Origin of the sequence: Comamonas koreensis (assembly GCF_014076495.1) — a bacterium.
Taxonomy (GTDB): Bacteria; Pseudomonadota; Gammaproteobacteria; order Burkholderiales; family Burkholderiaceae_C; genus Comamonas; species Comamonas squillarum.
On the sequence record NZ_CP043575.1, the window covers coordinates 595,303 to 617,399 of the forward strand.

At 57.0% G+C, this 22,097-nt stretch carries 17 protein-coding genes and 2 pseudogenes; 12 read left to right on the top strand and 7 right to left on the bottom strand.

Annotated elements, in window-relative coordinates; genetic code table 11:
- The first annotated feature begins 15 nt into the window (after positions 1-15).
- The 8 genes and pseudogenes from dfrA1 to F0Q04_RS02860 all read left to right on the top strand — a co-directional run bounded on the left by dfrA1 (position 16) and on the right by F0Q04_RS02860 (position 5,475).
- Complete coding sequence (gene dfrA1, locus F0Q04_RS02820; RefSeq protein ID WP_000777554.1) at positions 16-489, top strand: trimethoprim-resistant dihydrofolate reductase DfrA1; 474 nt, start codon at positions 16-18, stop codon at positions 487-489.
- Positions 490-581: 92 nt separating this feature from the next.
- Positions 582-1,420: pseudogene (aadA1, locus tag F0Q04_RS02825) on the top strand (ANT(3'')-Ia family aminoglycoside nucleotidyltransferase AadA1).
- Between the two features lie 116 nt (positions 1,421-1,536).
- A complete protein-coding gene (locus F0Q04_RS02830; RefSeq protein ID WP_000679427.1) occupies positions 1,537-1,884 on the top strand; it encodes a quaternary ammonium compound efflux SMR transporter QacE delta 1 in 348 nt (115 codons plus the stop codon).
- A complete protein-coding gene (sul1, locus tag F0Q04_RS02835) occupies positions 1,878-2,717 on the top strand; it encodes a sulfonamide-resistant dihydropteroate synthase Sul1 (RefSeq protein ID WP_000259032.1) in 840 nt (279 codons plus the stop codon). Before F0Q04_RS02830 ends, sul1 begins: the two co-directional genes overlap by 7 nt.
- Before the next feature lie 127 nt (positions 2,718-2,844).
- Positions 2,845-3,345, top strand: coding sequence for a GNAT family N-acetyltransferase (locus F0Q04_RS02840; protein ID WP_000376623.1), 501 nt, complete (start codon positions 2,845-2,847; stop codon positions 3,343-3,345).
- 506 nt (positions 3,346-3,851) lie between these two features.
- Positions 3,852-4,616, top strand: a complete 765-nt coding sequence (locus F0Q04_RS02850) for an IS6-like element IS6100 family transposase (RefSeq protein ID WP_001389365.1) — start codon at positions 3,852-3,854, stop codon at positions 4,614-4,616.
- A gap of 120 nt (positions 4,617-4,736) precedes the next feature.
- Positions 4,737-5,123 (top strand): universal stress protein, encoded by a 387-nt coding sequence (locus F0Q04_RS02855; RefSeq protein WP_232539488.1) that lies wholly within the window; start codon positions 4,737-4,739, stop codon positions 5,121-5,123.
- Between the two features lie 16 nt (positions 5,124-5,139).
- Entirely contained in the window at positions 5,140-5,475 is a 336-nt protein-coding gene (locus tag F0Q04_RS02860) for a TraR/DksA family transcriptional regulator (RefSeq protein WP_011518936.1), read from the top strand.
- A 75-nt stretch (positions 5,476-5,550) separates the two neighbouring features.
- Here F0Q04_RS02860 and F0Q04_RS02865 read toward each other — a convergent pair.
- The 6 genes and pseudogenes from F0Q04_RS02865 to F0Q04_RS02890 form a co-directional block, all read right to left on the bottom strand.
- Positions 5,551-6,432, bottom strand: a pseudogene (locus F0Q04_RS02865) (IS1182 family transposase); the annotation flags it as partial.
- Between the two features lie 1,344 nt (positions 6,433-7,776).
- Entirely contained in the window at positions 7,777-8,799 is a 1,023-nt protein-coding gene (locus F0Q04_RS02870) for a hypothetical protein (protein WP_182344338.1), read from the bottom strand.
- Between the two features lie 528 nt (positions 8,800-9,327).
- Positions 9,328-10,136 (bottom strand): IS5 family transposase gene (locus F0Q04_RS02875; protein ID WP_182345530.1). Its coding sequence is split into 2 segments (ribosomal slippage): positions 9,328-9,809 and positions 9,809-10,136, totalling 810 coding nucleotides; the frame shifts between segments, so codons are not numbered across the junction.
- 59 nt (positions 10,137-10,195) lie between these two features.
- Positions 10,196-10,558: an HPF/RaiA family ribosome-associated protein gene (locus F0Q04_RS02880; protein WP_021027174.1), complete on the bottom strand. Its 363-nt coding sequence runs from the start codon at positions 10,556-10,558 to the stop codon at positions 10,196-10,198.
- 278 nt (positions 10,559-10,836) lie between these two features.
- Complete coding sequence (locus tag F0Q04_RS02885; RefSeq protein WP_182344340.1) at positions 10,837-11,397, bottom strand: GNAT family N-acetyltransferase; 561 nt, start codon at positions 11,395-11,397, stop codon at positions 10,837-10,839.
- A 115-nt stretch (positions 11,398-11,512) separates the two neighbouring features.
- Positions 11,513-11,983 (bottom strand): FKBP-type peptidyl-prolyl cis-trans isomerase, encoded by a 471-nt coding sequence (locus F0Q04_RS02890; RefSeq protein ID WP_021027176.1) that lies wholly within the window; start codon positions 11,981-11,983, stop codon positions 11,513-11,515.
- A 199-nt stretch (positions 11,984-12,182) separates the two neighbouring features.
- On the opposite strand from F0Q04_RS02890, the gene F0Q04_RS02895 reads away from it, so the two are divergent.
- The 3 genes from F0Q04_RS02895 to F0Q04_RS02905 all read left to right on the top strand — a co-directional run bounded on the left by F0Q04_RS02895 (position 12,183) and on the right by F0Q04_RS02905 (position 16,473).
- A complete protein-coding gene (locus tag F0Q04_RS02895; protein ID WP_182344342.1) occupies positions 12,183-12,971 on the top strand; it encodes a 3-hydroxybutyrate dehydrogenase in 789 nt (262 codons plus the stop codon).
- Between the two features lie 284 nt (positions 12,972-13,255).
- Complete coding sequence (locus tag F0Q04_RS02900; protein WP_232539489.1) at positions 13,256-15,958, top strand: penicillin-binding protein 1A; 2,703 nt, start codon at positions 13,256-13,258, stop codon at positions 15,956-15,958.
- Between the two features lie 41 nt (positions 15,959-15,999).
- On the top strand, positions 16,000-16,473 hold the full coding sequence (locus F0Q04_RS02905; RefSeq protein WP_182344344.1) for a lysozyme inhibitor LprI family protein: 474 nt from the start codon (positions 16,000-16,002) through the stop codon (positions 16,471-16,473).
- 13 nt (positions 16,474-16,486) lie between these two features.
- Here F0Q04_RS02905 and F0Q04_RS02910 read toward each other — a convergent pair whose 3' ends face one another.
- Complete coding sequence (locus tag F0Q04_RS02910; RefSeq protein WP_182344346.1) at positions 16,487-17,329, bottom strand: siderophore-interacting protein; 843 nt, start codon at positions 17,327-17,329, stop codon at positions 16,487-16,489.
- 501 nt (positions 17,330-17,830) lie between these two features.
- Between F0Q04_RS02910 and F0Q04_RS02915 the strand changes: the two genes are divergently transcribed.
- Positions 17,831-22,030 carry an RHS repeat domain-containing protein gene (locus F0Q04_RS02915; RefSeq protein ID WP_182344348.1) on the top strand — a complete coding sequence of 1,400 codons (4,200 nt, stop codon included), beginning with the start codon at positions 17,831-17,833 and terminating at the stop codon, positions 22,028-22,030.
- Positions 22,031-22,097: the final 67 nt, after the last annotated feature.

The following is a 22,097-nucleotide window of genomic DNA, read 5'->3' on the forward strand; positions in this document are numbered from 1 at the left end:
CTCTGAGGAAGAATTGTGAAACTATCACTAATGGTAGCTATATCGAAGAATGGAGTTATCGGGAATGGCCCTGATATTCCATGGAGTGCCAAAGGTGAACAGCTCCTGTTTAAAGCTATTACCTATAACCAATGGCTGTTGGTTGGACGCAAGACTTTTGAATCAATGGGAGCATTACCCAACCGAAAGTATGCGGTCGTAACACGTTCAAGTTTTACATCTGACAATGAGAACGTATTGATCTTTCCATCAATTAAAGATGCTTTAACCAACCTAAAGAAAATAACGGATCATGTCATTGTTTCAGGTGGTGGGGAGATATACAAAAGCCTGATCGATCAAGTAGATACACTACATATATCTACAATAGACATCGAGCCGGAAGGTGATGTTTACTTTCCTGAAATCCCCAGCAATTTTAGGCCAGTTTTTACCCAAGACTTCGCCTCTAACATAAATTATAGTTACCAAATCTGGCAAAAGGGTTAACAAGTGGCAGCAACGGATTCGCAAACCTGTCACGCCTTTTGTACCAAAAGCCGCGCCAGGTTTGCGATCCGCTGTGCCAGGCGTTAAACATCATGAGGGAAGCGGTGATCGCCGAAGTATCGACTCAACTATCAGAGGTAGTTGGCGTCATCGAGCGCCATCTCGAACCGACGTTGCTGGCCGTACATTTGTACGGCTCCGCAGTGGATGGCGGCCTGAAGCCACACAGTGATATTGATTTGCTGGTTACGGTGACCGTAAGGCTTGATGAAACAACGCGGCGAGCTTTGATCAACGACCTTTTGGAAACTTCGGCTTCCCCTGGAGAGAGCGAGATTCTCCGCGCTGTAGAAGTCACCATTGTTGTGCACGACGACATCATTCCGTGGCGTTATCCAGCTAAGCGCGAACTGCAATTTGGAGAATGGCAGCGCAATGACATTCTTGCAGGTATCTTCGAGCCAGCCACGATCGACATTGATCTGGCTATCTTGCTGACAAAAGCAAGAGAACATAGCGTTGCCTTGGTAGGTCCAGCGGCGGAGGAACTCTTTGATCCGGTTCCTGAACAGGATCTATTTGAGGCGCTAAATGAAACCTTAACGCTATGGAACTCGCCGCCCGACTGGGCTGGCGATGAGCGAAATGTAGTGCTTACGTTGTCCCGCATTTGGTACAGCGCAGTAACCGGCAAAATCGCGCCGAAGGATGTCGCTGCCGACTGGGCAATGGAGCGCCTGCCGGCCCAGTATCAGCCCGTCATACTTGAAGCTAGACAGGCTTATCTTGGACAAGAAGAAGATCGCTTGGCCTCCCGCGCAGATCAGTTGGAAGAATTTGTTCACTACGTGAAAGGCGAGATCACCAAGGTAGTCGGCAAATAATGTCTAACAATTCGTTCAAGCCGACGCCGCTTCGCGGCGCGGCTTAACTCAAGCGTTAGATGCACTAAGCACATAATTGCTCACAGCCAAACTATCAGGTCAAGTCTGCTTTTATTATTTTTAAGCGTGCATAATAAGCCCTACACAAATTGGGAGATATATCATGAAAGGCTGGCTTTTTCTTGTTATCGCAATAGTTGGCGAAGTAATCGCAACATCCGCATTAAAATCTAGCGAGGGCTTTACTAAGCTTGCCCCTTCCGCCGTTGTCATAATCGGTTATGGCATCGCATTTTATTTTCTTTCTCTGGTTCTGAAATCCATCCCTGTCGGTGTTGCTTATGCAGTCTGGTCGGGACTCGGCGTCGTCATAATTACAGCCATTGCCTGGTTGCTTCATGGGCAAAAGCTTGATGCGTGGGGCTTTGTAGGTATGGGGCTCATAATTGCTGCCTTTTTGCTCGCCCGATCCCCATCGTGGAAGTCGCTGCGGAGGCCGACGCCATGGTGACGGTGTTCGGCATTCTGAATCTCACCGAGGACTCCTTCTTCGATGAGAGCCGGCGGCTAGACCCCGCCGGCGCTGTCACCGCGGCGATCGAAATGCTGCGAGTCGGATCAGACGTCGTGGATGTCGGACCGGCCGCCAGCCATCCGGACGCGAGGCCTGTATCGCCGGCCGATGAGATCAGACGTATTGCGCCGCTCTTAGACGCCCTGTCCGATCAGATGCACCGTGTTTCAATCGACAGCTTCCAACCGGAAACCCAGCGCTATGCGCTCAAGCGCGGCGTGGGCTACCTGAACGATATCCAAGGATTTCCTGACCCTGCGCTCTATCCCGATATTGCTGAGGCGGACTGCAGGCTGGTGGTTATGCACTCAGCGCAGCGGGATGGCATCGCCACCCGCACCGGTCACCTTCGACCCGAAGACGCGCTCGACGAGATTGTGCGGTTCTTCGAGGCGCGGGTTTCCGCCTTGCGACGGAGCGGGGTCGCTGCCGACCGGCTCATCCTCGATCCGGGGATGGGATTTTTCTTGAGCCCCGCACCGGAAACATCGCTGCACGTGCTGTCGAACCTTCAAAAGCTGAAGTCGGCGTTGGGGCTTCCGCTATTGGTCTCGGTGTCGCGGAAATCCTTCTTGGGCGCCACCGTTGGCCTTCCTGTAAAGGATCTGGGTCCAGCGAGCCTTGCGGCGGAACTTCACGCGATCGGCAATGGCGCTGACTACGTCCGCACCCACGCGCCTGGAGATCTGCGAAGCGCAATCACCATCTCGGAAACCCTCGCGAAATTTCGCAGTCGCGACGCCAGAGACCGAGGGTTAGATCATGCCTAGCATTCACCTTCCGGCCGCCCGCTAGCGGACCCTGGTCAGGTTCCGCGAAGGTGGGCGCAGACATGCTGGGCTCGTCAGGATCAAACTGCACTATGAGGCGGCGGTTCATACCGCGCCAGGGGAGCGAATGGACAGCGAGGAGCCTCCGAACGTTCGGGTCGCCTGCTCGGGTGATATCGACGAGGTTGTGCGGCTGATGCACGACGCTGCGGCGTGGATGTCCGCCAAGGGAACGCCCGCCTGGGACGTCGCGCGGATCGACCGGACATTCGCGGAGACCTTCGTCCTGAGATCCGAGCTCCTAGTCGCGAGTTGCAGCGACGGCATCGTCGGCTGTTGCACCTTGTCGGCCGAGGATCCCGAGTTCTGGCCCGACGCCCTCAAGGGGGAGGCCGCATATCTGCACAAGCTCGCGGTGCGACGGACACATGCGGGCCGGGGTGTCAGCTCCGCGCTGATCGAGGCTTGCCGCCATGCCGCGCGAACGCAGGGGTGCGCCAAGCTGCGGCTCGACTGCCACCCGAACCTGCGTGGCCTATACGAGCGGCTCGGATTCACCCACGTCGACACTTTCAATCCCGGCTGGGATCCAACCTTCATCGCAGAACGCCTAGAACTCGAAATCTAACGTCCGTTCGGGCATCGAGGTCCATGTCGGGGTGGGACGGGCCCGTGGCTTCAAGATCACTTGCAGTCCGACCGCGATGTCTTGGTTGCGCGAGAGGTTGTCGATATCCTCCACTTCCATCATCAACCCTGGATAATGCCGCCGCCGTCATCGCCGCCGACGCCCGTGCCGGGCTTTTCGGGCCTGTCAGGCTTGCTCGGCCTTCAGCCTGCCTGGGCGAGATCTCCGGCGGACGGATTAACGGCGGAGCTTCGCCGCCTTTCGTGCGTGTGAAGGCCGAAGATAGTTCTCTCAAAAACATCCGTTTATGAGAGATACCAAATGTCATTTTCAGAAGACGACTGCACCAGTTGATTGGGCGTAATGGCTGTTGTGCAGCCAGCTCCTGACAGTTCAATATCAGAAGTGATCTGCACCAATCTCGACTATGCTCAATACTCGTGTGGGCTCTGTTGCAAAAATCGTGAAGCTTGAGCATGCTTGGCGGAGATTGGACGGACGGAACGATGACGGATTTCAAGTGGCGCCATTTCCAGGGTGATGTGATCCTGTGGGCGGTGCGCTGGTATTGTCGCTATCCGATCAGCTATCGCGACCTTGAGGAAATGCTGGCGGAACGCGGCATTTCGGTCGACCATACGACGATCTATCGCTGGGTCCAGTGCTACGCCCCGGAGATGGAGAAGCGGCTGCGCTGGTTCTGGCGGCGTGGCTTTGATCCGAGCTGGCGCCTGGATGAAACCTACGTCAAGGTGCGGGGCAAGTGGACCTACCTGTACCGGGCAGTCGACAAGCGGGGCGACACGATCGATTTCTACCTGTCGCCGACCCGCAGCGCCAAGGCAGCGAAGCGGTTCCTGGGCAAGGCCCTGCGAGGCCTGAAGCACTGGGAAAAGCCTGCCACGCTCAATACCGACAAAGCGCCGAGCTATGGTGCAGCGATCACCGAATTGAAGCGCGAAGGAAAGCTGGACCGGGAGACGGCCCACCGGCAGGTGAAGTATCTCAATAACGTGATCGAGGCCGATCACGGAAAGCTCAAGATACTGATCAAGCCGGTGCGCGGTTTCAAATCGATCCCCACGGCCTATGCCACGATCAAGGGATTCGAAGTCATGCGAGCCCTGCGCAAAGGACAGGCTCGCCCCTGGTGCCTGCAGCCCGGCATCAGGGGCGAGGTGCGCCTTGTGGAGAGAGCTTTTGGCATTGGGCCCTCGGCGCTGACGGAGGCCATGGGCATGCTCAACCACCATTTCGCAGCAGCCGCCTGATCGGCGCAGAGCGACAGCCTACCTCTGACTGCCGCCAATCTTTGCAACAGAGCCACACAGCGCGACTTGGGCCGCAATGTGGAACAGGTAGTGCGGTCCCTGCACAAACCGATCCTGACCGTGACCGAAGGCTTCAAAGAGCCGCAGCGCGTGATGATCGCCTTCGACGGTAGTACCGTGACCCGGCGTGGCGTCGAAATGGTCGCAGGCAGCCCGCTGTTCCGTGGCTTGCCAATCACCCTGCTGATGTCGGGAAAGGAAAGCCAGGACGCACCCAAGCAGCTTGATTGGGCCAAGACCACCTTGGAGGCCTCTGGCTTCAATGTGACCGCCTCGCTGATCCCCGGCGATGCGGAAAACATCATCGCCAAGACGGTCAAGGAGCAGTCCATCGACATGCTCATCATGGGCGCATTCGGTCACTCGCCGCTGCGCACTTTGATGTTCGGCAGCAAGACCGCTGACCTGCTGCGTTCCTCGACCGTCCCCACGCTTCTACTGCGATAGCGAAGGAGTCGCCTCAATGGACATGGAACAGTTCCGCGCTCGACTGCTGATCGAGCAAAGGGAAACCGTTGAGGCAATCCAGCAGGCTCAACAGTCCGCCGCGCCGGTCGAGCTGGATCAATCCTGTGTCGGTAGGGTGTCGCGTATCGACGCCCTCCAACAGCAGGCTCTCGCCCAAGGATTGCGGGAGCGGCTGACCATTCGCAAGCGCAAGGTCGAAGCTGCGCTGGCCCGCCTCGACTCTGGCACCTATGGGCTGTGCTGCGCCTGTCACAGTGATTTGGAGCCGGAACTGTTGAACGCCGATCCTGCTGTTGTGTTCTGCCAGGAATGCGCGACAGCGCGTCAATGACAAAGCCGTATTGATGCCCAACGGCGGAGCCGTTTTGCCTTAACGTGCTTTATTTTCCGTTTTCTGAGGCGACCCCAACTTCCTTTTCCCCATTGCTTTACGGGCTGCCAAAGCTATGTGGCTAAGTTGTGCACGATCGCTACCGTTGTTCGTGACCTCATGGGCAACAATGAGGTGGTTCTTGGTGTCTACCGCTGTTTGTACGTTGTAACCCACCATGGCCGTGCCTTTGGCGCTGTAGGTTGTCATGGCTCGTGCATCTGGATCTGTCCGGGAGATCTGCCGATCCGGTACAGCCTCTAACTCTGCCTTGATCATCTGCAAACTTTGCAGGCGTTGACGCATCTTTTGAATCTTGCCATGCAGACGTTCAGTTTTGGCCTGCATCTCCTCAGGCTGAGTTCGGTCTGCCGTCTCCAAAGCATCGAGGTAGCGCTGGATGCTCTCTTCCAACTCCCGCTCACGACGTTCAATTTTTCCGGGCGTGTAATTGCGCTCACGGTTGTTCACCGCCTTGAATTTGCTACCGTCGATGGCAACCACGGACTCGGTAAATAATTTGAGCTCCCTGCACAGCAGAACAAAGCGGCGGCAGACATTGCGGATGCCTTTGCCGTTGTTGCGACGGAAGTCTGCGATGGTCTTGAAGTCTGGTGCAAGGCGGCCAAGCAACCACATCAACTCCACATTCCTCTGGCATTCCCGCTCCAACCTACGGCTGGACTGAATACGGTTGAGGTAGCCATAAAGATACAACTTTAGAAGTATCGACGGGTGATACGAAGGTCTACCGGTTGATGCAGGCAGCAAACCCTGAAACTCCAGAGCCGCCAAATCCAACTCGTTGATGAAGGCATCAACGATTCGAACCGTGTTGTCCTCGGCAATAAAGTCGTCCAAGCACTCAGGCAGCAGCGTGACTTGCTCTCGGGTCTGGCCTTCAATGAATCTCTTCATGCATCACCTCGCTTAAACGCATGGTGAATTTTAATTTTTGAAGTTCACCAATCCAAGCGTTTTCACACAGCCTCCAGCGATTGCTGTCGGTCATGCCTCTAACTCTAAATTCCGGTTTCACCCAGTTACCAGTCGTTCCGAGGATCGCGGCTGCGAATCCACAACGGCAGCTTTGGGGTGAGTAGCAGTCAGCGGATACAGAGTAGTCAAGTTGGTACTGACGGTCTGCTATCACGCGGGGGCTAGTGGTGCTCCCGACCCAAAGCAGATACCCACTAACGACTGAGGTAAGCGGCTGGCCACAGGCCAGTCCGCTTGACCGCCGGGTTAGCGCACTTTACATGAGCGAAAAATGGTGCGGAGAGGGGGAATTGAACCCCCTGCGTTCTCTCTTGGTAAGCACACATATTCATACAGCACTAATCTCTCGTTCGGGTTGGAATTTTTTCTCACCAGAGCTCCGCAGGAACGCAATTCCGCACCATACACATGCAAATACCGAAGTAAAGAAAGCGATTGAGTTTTTCATAAATACCTCCATAACAAAGCCAAAGACAAAGACAGAAGCGAAGATTTCCAACCCAAACGAGATCACGATGCTGACTTCAATGTGTACCCATACCTCCAAGCCTTAAAAATTGCTAACTAGATTTACACGACAGCCAAATGATCCGTCGTTCTAATAACAATGAATGTATTCGGATTATTTAGAGTGAGCAATCGCAAGCAAATTTTTTATGCAAACCTAAAAATTTCGAGATTGCTGCTTGTTGTCAGGAGTCAACGTCCATTGTTTGATGAAAGGCTGCTTCTGGCCGGAAGCACGCGATCGCCATGATTCCCCAAAGCTGTCTATCACTTGCAGTAGCAAACCAGTCAGCGGCTGCTTTCGGGGGCTTGGCCGAAATGGCACTCTCGGCCAGAAGCGGACAACTGACATGCACCTCCGAACGACTGCTTCGGTTTGCATGAGCGGTCTGTCGCCAGATGGCAGACATGATCGGGCCTGTACAAACCAAAGGTATCCATCAGCGGTCCTTCGTGTCGGCCAGCAATCGACCCAAAGCGGGCATCTACCCTTCGATATAACTTGTTTATCAAGAGTGAAAAAGCTACTTTTTAGTGGCTTTTTGTGCCCGTTTTGGCCACTACCTTGGGGCAGTCTTTGACCTGATGCGGGCGCTTTTTGTCCTGGCCACTGTGGTTTCCTTCTTGGTCACGGACGATTACAGCCTCTGGTTGTGGCCGTTTGGGCTTTTGATCGCGATTTAATTTATTAAATAATAGTCAATTCCGAATATTTATCGATAATACTCGGAATTGAAATTAATTGATATTATTGGATTACCATCGAGTGTTTAATACTTGATCCACAAAGTATTCAGACTCTCTGCTCATTTTTTTCAAAAAGACGTCAAACCCAGGAGTTATTTTGCCAATAAAGTTTTTTATTTCTGTTTCCGTTAAGCTTAGTTCCTTTATGTATTCATTACGGACTCGACCTTTTATATTTGATCCGTACAATCTAACGATCATATTCATGATCAATTCTTCAGCACTTTCGTCATCATCTAACTCGTATTTTTCAGCTAGTTGTGATATTAATTTTATCGCTGATACATCTTTGTTGAAAAGAACTCTAATTGATTCATTAACTATTCTTTCAACAATTTGACGATTTACTCCGCGATTCATCATTTCCTCTCGGCAATATTGAATCGCTGCTGCACAAAGTTCAAGAGTGGCGACGTCATTAGATAGCTCTGGTATTTGTTGCTTTTCTATGACTTCATTTCGGAAATTTTTCAGCGTTTTACATACATAACTTTGAAAGTTCTTGACTGTTTCTGTGTGGTGACCATTAGATCCACCAAACAAACTGCTAACAAAGTTGCCAACATTATCTATAGTATTTATTTTTTGTATATATTCATAGATGCCATCTTTGTTAATAAATACTAAAGACCTTGCATCTTCATCTTCATCTTCATCTTCATCTTCACCTGCTTGATTATTTATATATGTATTTAACTCGATATATTTAAGGTCGGAGGAAAAGCTGAAAGGCTGGCCGCCTTGGTCATTAACAACAAATCCTCTAATAATTTTTGTGTATTCCTCATTAAAAACTATCAAATATAGCCATATATTTTCACCATTGAGCCCACCTTCTTCAGACCAATCAATAGATCCAGTAAAAATTCTATTTTTCTCATCGAAACTAGTGTTGATGAATTTTTTTCTTTTAGGCAAACCGTGATTACTTAATTTTTCCCAGTTTATAAAAGCGCTGTTTTCAGACTCAAAATGATAGGAGGCGTACCCTATTTCATAACGCGGCGCTTGGACAAAAATTTTATTCCTCATATTTCCCTCAATTAAACTTATACAAATTTTGTTTTTTATTTGTAAATTGCAGATTTACATTCCAAGAATTTAGAACGATTGATGATTTCTGTTTGTCTAAGGCTAATCCCCCGCGAAACGACGTTGTTTCTCAATACAGCTTGAGGTGATTCTAGTCGTGGCGGTAAATCTATTCAATATAACTGCGCAGGAAATGTTCGCGCACGAAGGTGCAGGACATCACATCGTAGTGTCGGCTTCTGGCCGGCTACGGCACTTTAAAGATAATCATCAGCGAACTCTGCAAGCGATGCTGCTTGCACTGTGTTCATTAACCACGGTGATGACGAAAAGCGCAATGCGCTGGCTCAAGCCATCAGCGACCGAAGCACAGCTAAGCTCCAAGGTGACTGTGGCATTTTGAAGGTTGAGGTGCCATCTGCTACATCTCAATGGTTTGATCTAGACTCCTGCAACTGGGTATCGGACGAACCAGAGAGGGGTGAAGACGATACACGGGCGCTTCTATTGCGCATGCTCTTAGAGCGGCTAACACCACCTATCCACGAAGCGTGCACAGATGATTGCAGCAGCCAGCTTTAGTAAAGCCATGTGTATATCCAAGCGCCGCTCGAATCGGATGCGCAGTTTTCCAAAGCCAGCAAACCAGCCATGAGTTCGCTCCACGACCCAGCGGTGCTTGCCTAATCGTTCACTGCTTTCAATGCCTCGCCTGGCAATGCGACTGACGATTCCACGCTTTTTGAGATGCCGCCTGCAGCGTGGGTAGTCGTACCCTTTATCCGCATGAAGTTTGTAGGGCCGCCTGCGAGGGCGGCCTTGCAGTCCTTTGATTGCAGGAATGGCATCTACACATGGCTCAAACAGCATCGAATCGTGCCTGTTGGCTCCACTGACAAGCACCACCAATGGAATGCCACGAGCATCCACAATGATGTGACGTTTGGAGCCTAATTTGCCTCTGTCAGTGGGATTGGGACCCGTTTCCTGACCCCCCGGGGGCTTGGCACCGATGAGCCATCAATGCTGGCTCGGCTCCAATCAATTTGGTCATGCTCACGAAGGCGCACCAGCATTGCATGGTGTAGTTGTTCCCAAATGCCTGCTGCACTCCAGTCACGCAAGCGTCGCCAGCATGTCATACCACTGCCGTAGCCCAAAGCTTGAGGTAAATCTTCCCAAGGGATGCCGGTTTGAAGCACGTACAGGATGCCATTGAGAGCAGCTTCGTTGCTCACGCCCAATTTGCGCGCACCGCCCTTGGAAGAAGGGGTGAATTGGGGAATCAGAGGTTGTAGCTGTTGCCACAACTCTTTACTAACAGGTTGTCTTGCCATGAAGGCACGAAGCATAAATGCTTCGTGCAGGGCTCAAGACGAGGTGGTGTTAGCGGCTCTTAGGCTTCGACATCCTCATCGGTGCCGGTACGAATGGTTTCGCGGTTGCTCTTGTCGCGCATCTTGGCGATGTCGGTGTCCAAAGCACGGTGCAGTTTTTCCAGCGCTGCGTTGAAGGCTTCGGCGACCTTTTCGGCCTCGGCGTTGACAGCCAGGGGTTGGCGCCCGGTAGCCCGTGTTTCCATCACACAGCGCTTGCCTTTGCCGCCGTTTTTCAGGGCGTCCACATCGGTGAGGTAAACCTCCACCCGGGTCACATATTCGCGGAAGCGCGAAAGCTTGTTTTGTACCTCGGTTTGTGCCCATTGGGAGAGGGATTCTCCGCCTTGAACATTGTCACCAGCGTGCACTTGAACTTGCATGGATGTGCTCCTTTCTCGAACATGCTGGGCGGCAGCCCAGCTATAGCAACCGGATGCAGCGAAGGCCATCGCCTTGCGGCACCTTGTTGATCACATCCTAACTCGCAAAACTGCAACAAAGGCTGCGACATGGTCAATATGCGTAAAAGCCCTGAGAAAGATCAAGCGTCCTACAGCCTGCTGGGTGCGCGCTCGGACGGCGGGGCAGGGCGGCGGTTGGCTTGAAACGCGGCGAGCCATCCCCAGCAGCCGGTCATGGCGGCCGCGCAGTGCAAGGTTTAGGTTGCTGCGAATTTTGCAGCGGACAAGCGATACAGCACATGGGCTCGCAATGGGTGGCCCTCAGGCAAGGCAGGGTGCGCAAAATCGCCTGCCAGGTCGCGCTCCATGCCCAGGCGCTCCATCAGTGCTTGCGATGGCAGGTTGCTGGTGGTCGTGAAGGCCACGATGTCAGCCAGCTTTACATGGTCAAATCCGACGGCCAGTGCCGCCCGCGCGGCCTCAGTGGCCAGGCCCTGGTGCCAGGCATGGCGCGCCAGGCGCCACATGATTTCGACGCAGGGAGAAAAAGGCAGCTCGGCCTGGGGCACATGCAGGCCGACGATGCCGATAAATTGCTGGTCCTCCAGCCGCTCCACCGCCCAGACGCCCCAGCCGCGATCGGCCATCAGCGCCTCGCAGCGGTCTGCCATCGCGTCGCTCTGCGCCCGCGTCAGCGGCGCGGGGAAGTAGCGCATTACCTCGGGGTCCGCCGTCATCGCGGCAAAGGCCTCCCTGTCCTGCGGCTGCCATTGGCGCAGCTGCAGGCGGGCGGTTCGGGGCTCGATCAGGGTGGTCATGGGGTCGCTGCTCCAATGAAAAAGCGGCCTGCACGCTAGGCCTTTGCGTGAGCCGCTGGGGTGATCAACAACGCCAAGAGGGCCGTGCACTGCACCGGCCCGCTACGCGGCAGTATCAATGGTGGTGGCCGTGCGCGCCATGCACATGGCGGTGGGCAATCTCTTCTTCGCTGGCTGCGCGCACATCGACGACCTTGCCGCTAAAGCGCAGCGCCAGGCCGGCGAGCGGGTGGTTGCCATCCAGGTGCACTTCCGGGCCCTTGATCTTCTTGACATAGAAGGCCTGGGGCTCGCCGCGGTCATTGGCGCCGCGCAGCTGGCCGCCCACCTTCACGCCCGGTGGGAACTCGCTCTTGGGGATCACGCGCACGAGGCTCTCGTCGCGCACGCCAAAGGCATCTTCCACTGCCAGATCCACGCTAGTGCTAAAGCCCACAGCCTGGCCCTCAAACGCAGCTTCCACCTTGGGGAAGATGTTTTCATAGCCGCCATGCAGGTAGGCGAGGTTGCCGCTGTCCAGCGGTTTGCCTTGCGCATCGGTCACCTTGTATTGGATGGTGACGGCGCAGTCTTTGGTGATGTTCATGGTCTTGTTCGAAGAGTCTGGCAAAAACGCAAGTGTAGGGGCTGCGGCGGGGTGGGCGCAGCGCCTTGCCGGATGGCAGGGGCAGCGCCAAGGGTTTGGTGATTGTCATGCAAACGGCTTGCTCTCCTACGGCAGCATGCTGCAGCGCAGCGCGAGACTGGCTATTTGTGACCGCTTTTCCGGTCGAAAGGATGAAGAAATGGTTCAGCAACTCGCAGGCAAGGTGGCCTATGTGACGGGCGGCGCCAGTGGCATTGGCAAGGCCATCGCCGATCTGTATGCGCAGCAGGGCGCCAAGGTGGTGATCGCCGATCTGAAGCAGGAAGCAGCCGAGGCGGCGGCCCAGGATATTGCCAGCAAGGGCGGCACCGCCATGGGCCTGGCGGTCGATGTGACGCAGGAAGACCAGGTCGACGCCTCTGTCGAAGCCGCAGTGAAAGCCTATGGCGGCATCGATATCCTGGTGAGCAATGCCGGCATCCAGATCGTCAAGCCGGTGCAGGACTTTACGTTGCAGGAGTGGCAGAAGATGCTGGCCATCCAGCTCGATGGCGCCTTCCTCACCACCCGCGCCTGCATCAAGCACATGTATGCGCAGGGCCGTGGCGGCAGCATCATCTATACCGGCTCAGTGCATTCCAAGGAGGCCTCCAAGCTCAAGGCGCCCTATGTGACGGCCAAGCATGGCCTCGAAGGCCTGGCCAAGGTCGTCGCCAAAGAGGGCGGCCCGCAAGGCGTACGCGCCAATGTGATCTGCCCGGGTTATGTGCGCACGCCGCTTGTGGACAAGCAGATCCCCGAGCAGGCCAAGGAGCTGGGCATCAGCGAGGCCGATGTGATCAAGAACGTGATGCTCAAGGACACCGTCGACGGCGAGTTCACCACCGTGGACGATGTGGCACGCGTGGCACTGTTCTTTGCGGCGTTCCCCACCAATGCGCTGACGGGGCAGTCAATGATCGTGAGCCACGGCTGGTTCATGGAGTGATGCTGGCCTGCCCCGCGCTGGCCTGCGGGGGCGGTATTGCTGGGGTGGCAAGACCTGCAGGCAATATTCTTCTGCAACGTGCCGTTTAATGCTGCCAAAACGCTCGAAATTCGGTCTTGTCCCATTTCTATAGCTTTTGCCCGCCCCCTACATTTGTTACATGGTTTGCAGTCTGCTTTGCACAGCCGACAGGTGGGGAAACCGTGCCTGCCCGACAATGGCGCCTTGGCCAAGGCAGCGGTGCGGACAGCGCGCTGCCGGCCCAGGCTTTGCAGACTTCTTCCATGGCGATCCCCCTTCTCTCCGGTTTGATGAACACCTTGCGCCGCGCAGCGGGCGCCTTGCCCGGGCTGGCCCGGCGCCTGCGCCCTTGGCTGGCCGCACGCAGCAAAAAGCAATGGTTGCTGGCGGTGGCAGCCTTGCCGGTGCTGCTGCTGCTCTATGTGCTGCTGCTGATTCCGCTCACCCCGTCGATCGGCGATATCCAGAAAAACAAGGTCGAGGCCCCCACCCAGCTGTTGTCGGCCGATGGCAAGGTGCTGGCCCAGTACAAGCGCGCCAACCGCGAATGGGTGGCGCTGAAGGACATTTCACCGAACGTCATCAATGCGCTGATCGCCACCGAAGACCACCGTTTTTATGAGCATGGCGCGCTCGATTGGCGCCGCACCTTTGGCTCGGTGCTGCACACGGCGATGGGCCGGCCCCAGGGCGGCTCCACCATCACCCAGCAGTTGGCGCGCAATATGTTCCCCGAGGAAATCGGCCGCGCCCGCTCGCTCAACCGCAAGCTCAAGGAGGCCGTGACCGCCTACAAGATCGAATCGGCCTACACCAAGGACGAGATCCTGGAGACCTACCTCAACACCGTGCCCTTTCTCTACAACGCCTTTGGCATCGAGATGGCCGCACGCACCTATTTTGACAAGCCCGCCCAGAAGCTGAGCGTGCTCGAAGCGGCGACCCTGGTGGGCATGCTCAAGGGCACCAGCTACTACAACCCCGTGCAAAACCCGGAGCGGGCCCAGCAGCGCCGCAACACCGTGCTGGCGCAGATGAACAAGCACGGCAAGCTCAGCGACCAGGATTTTGAGACCCTCAAAAAACGCGGCATCAAGCTGGATTTTGAGCGCCAGGACGAGGCCGTGGGCATGGCACCGCATTTTGCGCAGGCGCTGCGCAAGTGGCTGATCGAATGGGCCGACGCCAACGACTACAACATCTATGCCGATGGCCTGGTGGTGCAGACCACCATCGACTCGCGCGTGCAGCAATGGGCCAACCAGGCCGTGGTGCGCCAGGGCCGGCAGTTGCAGGTGACCGCCAATGGCCTGTGGAGCAACCGCAACCAGTGGACCGCCAAGAACCCGCTGGTGCAAAGCTTTGTGCGCGAAAGCGCCGTCTACCGCCAGGCGGTGGCCGATGGCCAGGACAAGGACGAAGCGCTGCAGCGCCTGCTGGCTGATGCCGACTTTATGGCCAACCTGCGCCAGGACAAGGTGCGCGTGCAGGTGGGCTTTATGGCCATGGACCCACGCAACGCCCATGTGCTGGCCTGGGTGGGCAGCCGCGACTTTGCCATCGACCCCTTTGACCATGTCTCGCAAGCGCGCCGCCAGCCCGGCTCCACCTTCAAGCCCTTTGTCTATGGCGCAGCGCTGCAGGATGGCGCGTTGCCCACCGACCAGCTGATGGATGAGGCCGTGCGCATTCCGCTGGGCGGCGGGCAGTTCTGGCGCCCCACCGATGGCGGCCCGCCTTCTGACCAACCGATGACCCTGGCCGACGGCCTGGCCTACTCCAAGAACACCATCACCGCCCAGGTGATGGCCAAGGTGGGGCCCGCCAAGGTGGCCAAGCTGGCGCGGGCGCTGGGTGTGCGCGACAGCAAGCTTGAAGATGTGCTGTCGCTGGCGCTGGGTACCAGCCCGGTCACCTTGCAGGAGATGGTGACCGCCTATTCCACCCTGGCCAACGGCGGCGGCTACCGCGCGCCCGTCATGGTCACCCGCATTACTGACCGCGAGGGCAAGGTGCTGGCCGAGTTTGAGCCACCCGCGCCGGAGGTGGCACTGGACAGCGGCGTGACCTACGCCTTGATCGACATGATGCGCGGCGTCATCACCAAGGGCACGGGCCGGGGTGTGGCGCGCTATGGCGTCAGCGGGGACTGGGTGGGCAAGACCGGCACCACGCAAGACAATGCCGATGGCTGGTTCATGCTGGCGCACCCGGACTGGGTGGGCGGCGCCTGGGTCGGCTTCAACGACAGCCGTGTGCAGCTGAACGACTACTGGGGCCAGGGCGCCCACAGTGCACTGCCTGTGGTGGCCGAGGTGGCCGCCGCATCGCAGCGCGCCAAGCTGGTGCAGGCACAGGCCCGCTTTGAGATGCCGGCCGAGAACAACACCTTTGTGCAGCGCCTGCGCAGCTGGATGCTGGGCTTTGGTGACAACAAGCAACCGGTCGATCCGTTTGAGCAGCCCCCTGCGATGCAGGAGCTGCCCGATCGCGGCAACCCTGGTGATGCGCCCATCATCGACGACCCCGAGGCCCGGCCGATAGGCCAGGGCGGCGCGGGCCCGCGCGGCCCCAGCGGCGAGGGCGACTACCCCGTGTTCCAGAACAACCCATCTCCAGCGCAGCAGCCGCAGATGCCTGCGCAGCGCCTGGCCGATCCGAGCCAGCCGCAACCCGGTGTCGTGGTGCCTGGCGCGTCGTCCAACCCTGCGCCTTCCAACCCGGCACCGGCCAGCGCCTCTCCTGCCCCGGCCTTCCCCGGCAGCGCCAGTGCGCCCCAGGGCCAGCCCGCGGGCAACCCACCGCCGATTGAGCGCGGTGTGGTCGTCTCGCCGGTGTCGTCCGGTACCGTGGGCCAACCCGTACCCACGGCCGATGGCGGCATGGTCTGGCGCCGCGCCACCCCGTCTGGCACGGCGGCGCCGCAGTCCGGCAATGCAGGAATTGCGGCCAGCGAGGTCAATTGATCCCGCTGCCCATTTTTTAAGCACTCATCAGGAGGATGTTCATGGTCTTCAACCACCGCCGCCAGCCCCGCTGGCTATGGATGCGCGCCGCTTGCCTGGGCGCTGCCATATTGGTATCAACAGCCGCGATGGCCGTGGACAACCCCGATGCCCCTGACCGCCTAGCCGCGTTTGAGCAGCGCATACAGCCGCTGGAGGCGGCCATCGGCAACCAGAACACGACGGCAGACATGCTGCGCGCCAGCAGCGCCTATGCCAAGCAACTCGATGTGGAGCTGAACCAGACCTACCGTGCGCTGATGGCCAAGGTGGGCGCCACCGGCGCGCAAAAGCTGCGCGCCGCGCAGCGCAACTGGCTGAGCTTTATGACCACCGAGGCCGCCTTTATCGACGGCACCTGGAACGCCCAGGACTTTGGCAGCTCCTCAGCGCTGTCGCGCAGCGAGTACCGCAACAGCCTGACCAAGGCGCGCATCGTCCAACTGCTGGGCTATCTGCGCGCCTATCCTGAATAATGGATGTGTGCGGTCACTCTTCAATGACTTCATGCACGCCGGAGCTGCCACGCTTCCAGTAGGCCGCTGCCTTGGTCCATTTGGGGTGGGCGCCATGCTCGGCAATCAGCGCTGCACGCAGCGCCTTGGCGGCCGTCGATTCCAGCGCTACCCAGTTGTAGTAATCGCCGGCTGGCGCATCGATCTGGCGCAAAGCCGCTAGCAGCCGCTGCGCATCGCCAGCTGGCTGGCCCTGGCGGTGCACCCAGTGCACCTGCAGGTCGGCAGCACTGTCCAGCTTTTGCTCGTCGGCTGCGTCATTCACCTCCACCACCACCACCGCCTGGGTGCCGGCAGGCAGCTCGCGCAGGCGGCGCGTGATCGCTGGCAGCGCCGCATCATCACCAATCAGCAGGTGCCCATCAAACGCCGTGGGCACGATGAAGGAGCCACGCGGCCCCGCAATACCCAGTGCATGCCCAGCGGCCGCCTGCAGCGCCCAGGCAGTGGCAGGGCCGGCCTCATGCACCGCAAAGTCAATCGCCAAGGTCTGCGCCTGCGCATCGTAAGAGTGGGGCGTGTAGTCCCGCATCGCCTCGCGCATCGCGGGCGGCAGGCCTTCGCTGCCGGGTGGCGGCAGCTGCAGCTCGCCATTGGAATCCGGAAACAGCAGCTTCACATGGTCATCAAAGCCCAGGCTGCTGAAACCCGCCAGGTCGGCACCCTGCAAACGGATGCGCAGCATATGCGGCGTCAGCTGCTCCACCGACTCCACCGTAGTGCGGCGCAGCTTGATCTCATGGCGCGCCCGCTCAGGCGCACGCGCAGCCAGCAGCTCGGGGGAAGGGGAGGTGGGAAGGCTCAGTTGCAAGGGCATGGTGTGTTCAATCCGTGTGTAAGATATATCTTTTATCTTAAATGAGAACCATTTCTGTGACTAGGGCGGGGTGGCAATCCCTGGTTGGGGTGTGGCTTTGGCGGGGGTGGGGTTGTCAAATGGAGGAGGGTGTGCGCAATGCTGGCTGTCTTTCATCCTTGATTGATGAAGAGGTCTCTCACCGCTGCTGCACGGCGCGGAACAGCGTGTCCTGATGGCAGCGCTTCTTACGTTCTCCGCTTGGTCTGTGTTGCATTCCACTGACTCGTCAGCGCAGCGTAAGCATTGCTGAATCAAATGCATAAAGTTATTGATATTAATTTTTTGATAGTTTTTTCTTGTGTGTTTTGTTAGGTTGGCGCTACTTCCATGATTGCGCCGAACCACTGCAAAGCCAAAAACAGGGGCAAGAGGGATCTACATATGCCTAGCGCAAAGCACTGCGGCCTAAGAACGCTACAACCACCAAGGTCGTCCATCACCTGGGCTACCAGCCCATCCATGCGAGGGAGTCTGTTTGCCTACCTGCTGTCGAGCGCATTTTGGGCCTCCGCTCAAGGCATCTCAGGCATAGGCGCTTTCGCACCCAATACCGAGCTGGGCTTTACCCCGGTCGCCAAAGCCGGCGAGCCGCGCATCAACTGGATCAATGGCGAATACCAAGAGAGCAACACCGACCTGAGCGTCAAAGTGCTGGGCGGCAGCTTGGACATCGCCCGCTCCTGGAGCCAGGGGCGCTGGTGGCTCAACCCCGCCTGGGCACCGCTCAGCTTTGAGCTCGATCCGCTGGGCAGCGACGCCAAAGTGATAGAGCGGGTGGGAGTGCTCTACGAACGCAGCGGCCAAAGCGATCTGTACATGGCCAAGAGCAAAGGCAACGCCCCCGTCTATATCAAAAGGCTCAAGGATGCAGCTGGCCAGCACACCGGCTGGCAGTGGTACGACCGCTTTGGCAACACCATCCACTACAGCGCAGACGGCGTCATCCAAAGCTATGCCAACGCCAGCGGCGTCAAAGTCAGCTTCGCCTACGACAGCGCCACCAGCGCCCGCATCCTGGACCACGGGGGCAAAACCATCTACACCGTCACCATGGCAGGGGGCCTGATCACAAGAATAGAAGACCTGGCTGGGCGCAGCGTCAGCTACCAATGGGCAGGCCAGCGCCTGGCCCAGGTCACCGACGTCATGGGCAACGCCTGGAAGTACGGGTACGACGCCAACGGCCAGATCACTAGCCGCACCGACCCGCTGGGTCTCAAGATCAGCGCCCAGTACATCCAAAGCATCCCCGCACCCGAGCCCATGCTGAGCCTGGGCAAGAAGGGCGTCACCATCGACCCCACAGGTACCAGCGGCACCACGCAAAAGCTCGCCAACCTCTGGGGCGGCGGACGCGTAGGCCAGTTTGACGGGCAAAGTGGCTGCGCATCAACGGGCGCCAACAACTACCTGCGCGAGCGCCGGGTGTTTGAAGTCACCTACACCGACTGCCGGGGCAACGCCACCGTCACCCAGTACGACCTGCAAGGCAATGAGCTCAGTCGCACCTTCAACGGTAAAAAGACCGCCTCCAACCAATGGGATGGCGCTTACAGCCAGAAATACACCAATGCCCGGGGCTACAGCACCACCACGACCTACGACAGCAACTACCAACCGCTGCAAATCACCCATCCCGATGGCAGCGTGGAGAAGTACACGTATGAGCCCGTGTTTGGACGGCAGAGCAGCTACACCAACCAGTTGGGGGTTGTGAGTACCTGGCGCTATGACAGCAAAGGCAATGTCATCGAATGGGTGGAGGCCAAAGGCCTACCTGAGCAGCGCACCACCCTCTACACCTACGACCCCTACAGCCAGCTCACCAGCAGCACAAAGGGCGCGGGCGATGCGACCAAGGCGGATGCGATTACCCAAAGCTGGCAGTACGACAGTGCGGGCAACGTGACCGCCCAAACCGATGGGGAGGGGCACACGAGAACGATGGCGTATGACTTGCGCGGGGCCCCCACCAGCAAGACCGATGCACTGAACCGCACAACCAGCCTGGAGGTGGATGCCGCTGGCAATGTGACCAAGGCCTCCAATCCATTGGGCCACGCTACCCAAATCCGCTATGACGCGAGAGGCAGGCGCACCCATGTCATCAGCCCCATGGGCAACACCCAGGTCACCCGCTACGACCAGCGGGGCCGAGTGATTGAAATCCTGGCACCAGGCGAGACCGAAGGCGCGGGCCGCAGAACCGCCTATGACAGCAATGGCTGGCCTATCCAGTCGATCAGCCCAAGCGGCCTGGTCACAGAAACCACCTATGACGCGAGAGGCCGCATTCAGGCCACCAAGGACCCTGCAGGCAACACCACCAGCTACGAATACGGGGCAGATGATACCGAGCAGGCAGGGCTGCTGATAGCCACCCAGTACCCCACCTACAAAGAGACCTACCGGTATGACCAACAGGGTAGGCTAACGGCGACCACCCAGCACCTGGGTGGCGGAGAGAGTCGCACACAAAGCCAAACCTATGATGTGCTGGGCCAGCGTGTAGCGAGCACCGATCCTGCAGGCAAGACCACGCTGGTTGAGTACGATGCACTGGGCAGAAAGATCAAGGGCACGGACCCCGCAGGGCAAGCCACTAAACAAAGCTGGGATGCCTTTGACCAGCTGACCAGCCTCAGGGATGCCAATGGCAACACCCACCGGTTCGAGTACGACAAATCAGGACAGCAGACCAAAGAAATTCGCCCCATGGGCGAAGCCATTGCCTACCGCTACGACGCTGCCCATCAACTGATCTTGCGCACCGATGCAGGAGGCAATACCCGCAGCTACAGCTACGACGCGGCCGGCCGCATGACGCAAGCGCAACACCAGCTTGGCGGCACCACGCTCGATGAGAAAACCAGCTACCGGTACGACAACGATGGGCGCCTTGCTGCCTACGAACAGCAAGATGGCAACGGCCAACTTATCAGCAGCGCCAGCTACAGCCACGATGCCCAAGGGCGTACGGCACAAAGCCAAACAACGTATGGCAAGGTAGAAGGATCAGGGAGCTTCAGCTTCACCACAGGCCAAAGCTTTAACAGCGACGGCCAACTGGCTAGCCACACCTACCCCGACGGCAGCACGCAAACCTATAGCTACACCAAGGGGCAGCTCGCCAACATCACGCTACCCAACAGCAGCGAGATCCGCTACCAAAATTACCAGTGGAATATGCCCACGGTCATTCAAACCCCAGGAGCAACCAAATCCTTGGCGCTGGATGCCCTGCAACGCCCCACCCGCATCCAGGTCAAAAACAGCAGCAACCAGGTACTGGCCAGCAAGGCCTATCAATACGACAAGGCTGGCAATATCACCCAGATCGACAGCGACCTGGGCACCACCCAATATGGCTATGACAACCTGGACCGCCTCACCCAGGCAATCCCAGACCAAAGCCTGCAAGGCCTGGGCCTGCCCAGCGAACACTATGGCTATGACGCCGTAGGCAATCGCACCAGCAGCGCGCACCAGCCGGGCGCCTGGAGCTACAACGCCGACAACCAAATGGTCCGTTACCCCAGCAAAACACCGTTTAGCCCAAGCCCTGCGGTAGACACCCAGGTGAGCTACACCCCGCAGGGCCATACCCAGCAGGAAACGAGTGGGCAGGACAGCAAGACCTACCGCTATAACGCGGCCGAGCGACTGATCACCTACGAGAGCAGTGATGGCACCCTAGCCCATTACCGCTATGACCCGTTCGGCCGCAGAATCAGCAAGAGCGTGACCAAAGACGCGGCCACGCAAGTGACCTACTTTGTCTACAGCGAGCAGGCGCTGATGGGAGAGCTGGATAAGGATGGCAAGCTGCAGCGAGCCTATGGGTTCAATCCGGTTGCGGGTCAAAAAGGGCTGTGGAGCACGGATCCGGTTTGGCAGGCGGAGGCGGTAAATAGTGGGCTAGCGACTTCTCAAACGGGCTATCACTATCTGCATACGGACCATCTGGGTACGCCTGATGTAGCGACAGATAAGGCCGGCACGATTACATGGAAAAAGATCAGTGAAGCGTTTGGAATCACTCAAGCTGTGGAAAGTGTTGCGCAAGTCAATCTCCGATTCCCCGGGCAATATTTTGATGAAGAGAATAAAAGTGTCTACAATTTTAATAGAAATTATCGACAAAATGCGGGCAGATATTTGCAGGGGGATCCTATAAGATTAAAAGGTGGTATTAATTTTTACAAATATAGCAATGCCAATCCTTTAATATATTTTGATGATAAAGGGCTAACAGCCGGGGGGTGGGGGTTGATGCCAGTTCCGCCTGCAGGGGATGTTAATACAATATACTGCAAAGATGGTCGACTGGAATTGTATATTATTCCTGGCGAAAATTATAGCAAATGTCCCGCAATTGAAAAATGTTTAAGAGTTCATGAGGATACTCACAGACGGGATGCAATTAGCTTTGATCCTAAAATATGTGATGGTGTAAATGGCAATGCTGTTGGATACTATGGAGAGGATGGGAAATCATACAAAATAGCTGAATACACTAAAAATGCAGAGATTCGTGCTCTTGACAATCAAATTGCATGTTTAAAAGCATCCGTTTCCGAAGGGTGCGATGCATATTGCCAAGGCTGGATTAGAGATGAAATCATCAGGAACGAAAATTTAAAAATCAAAGTGCGATAAGGAACGTATTGGGGGTAATTATGAAGATAATTTTATTCTTTGCGATAGCTTGTTATGCTGGAGCATC

Bases quoted from the DNA above. Each gene is read 5' to 3' on its own strand.
- F0Q04_RS02830 (WP_000679427.1), top strand. From the start codon at position 1,537: ATGAAAGGCTGGCTTTTTCTTGTTATCGCAATAGTTGGCGAAGTAATC.
- sul1 (WP_000259032.1), top strand. From the start codon at position 1,878: ATGGTGACGGTGTTCGGCATTCTGAATCTCACCGAGGACTCCTTCTTC.
- F0Q04_RS02840 (WP_000376623.1), top strand. From the start codon at position 2,845: ATGGACAGCGAGGAGCCTCCGAACGTTCGGGTCGCCTGCTCGGGTGAT.
- F0Q04_RS02850 (WP_001389365.1), top strand. From the start codon at position 3,852: ATGACGGATTTCAAGTGGCGCCATTTCCAGGGTGATGTGATCCTGTGG.
- F0Q04_RS02860 (WP_011518936.1), top strand. From the start codon at position 5,140: ATGGACATGGAACAGTTCCGCGCTCGACTGCTGATCGAGCAAAGGGAA.
- F0Q04_RS02870 (WP_182344338.1), bottom strand. From the start codon at position 8,799: ATGAGGAATAAAATTTTTGTCCAAGCGCCGCGTTATGAAATAGGGTAC.
- F0Q04_RS02880 (WP_021027174.1), bottom strand. From the start codon at position 10,558: ATGCAAGTTCAAGTGCACGCTGGTGACAATGTTCAAGGCGGAGAATCC.
- F0Q04_RS02885 (WP_182344340.1), bottom strand. From the start codon at position 11,397: ATGACCACCCTGATCGAGCCCCGAACCGCCCGCCTGCAGCTGCGCCAA.
- F0Q04_RS02890 (WP_021027176.1), bottom strand. From the start codon at position 11,983: ATGAACATCACCAAAGACTGCGCCGTCACCATCCAATACAAGGTGACC.
- F0Q04_RS02895 (WP_182344342.1), top strand. From the start codon at position 12,183: ATGGTTCAGCAACTCGCAGGCAAGGTGGCCTATGTGACGGGCGGCGCC.
- F0Q04_RS02900 (WP_232539489.1), top strand. From the start codon at position 13,256: ATGGCGATCCCCCTTCTCTCCGGTTTGATGAACACCTTGCGCCGCGCA.
- F0Q04_RS02905 (WP_182344344.1), top strand. From the start codon at position 16,000: ATGGTCTTCAACCACCGCCGCCAGCCCCGCTGGCTATGGATGCGCGCC.
- F0Q04_RS02910 (WP_182344346.1), bottom strand. From the start codon at position 17,329: ATGCCCTTGCAACTGAGCCTTCCCACCTCCCCTTCCCCCGAGCTGCTG.
- F0Q04_RS02915 (WP_182344348.1), top strand. From the start codon at position 17,831: ATGCGAGGGAGTCTGTTTGCCTACCTGCTGTCGAGCGCATTTTGGGCC.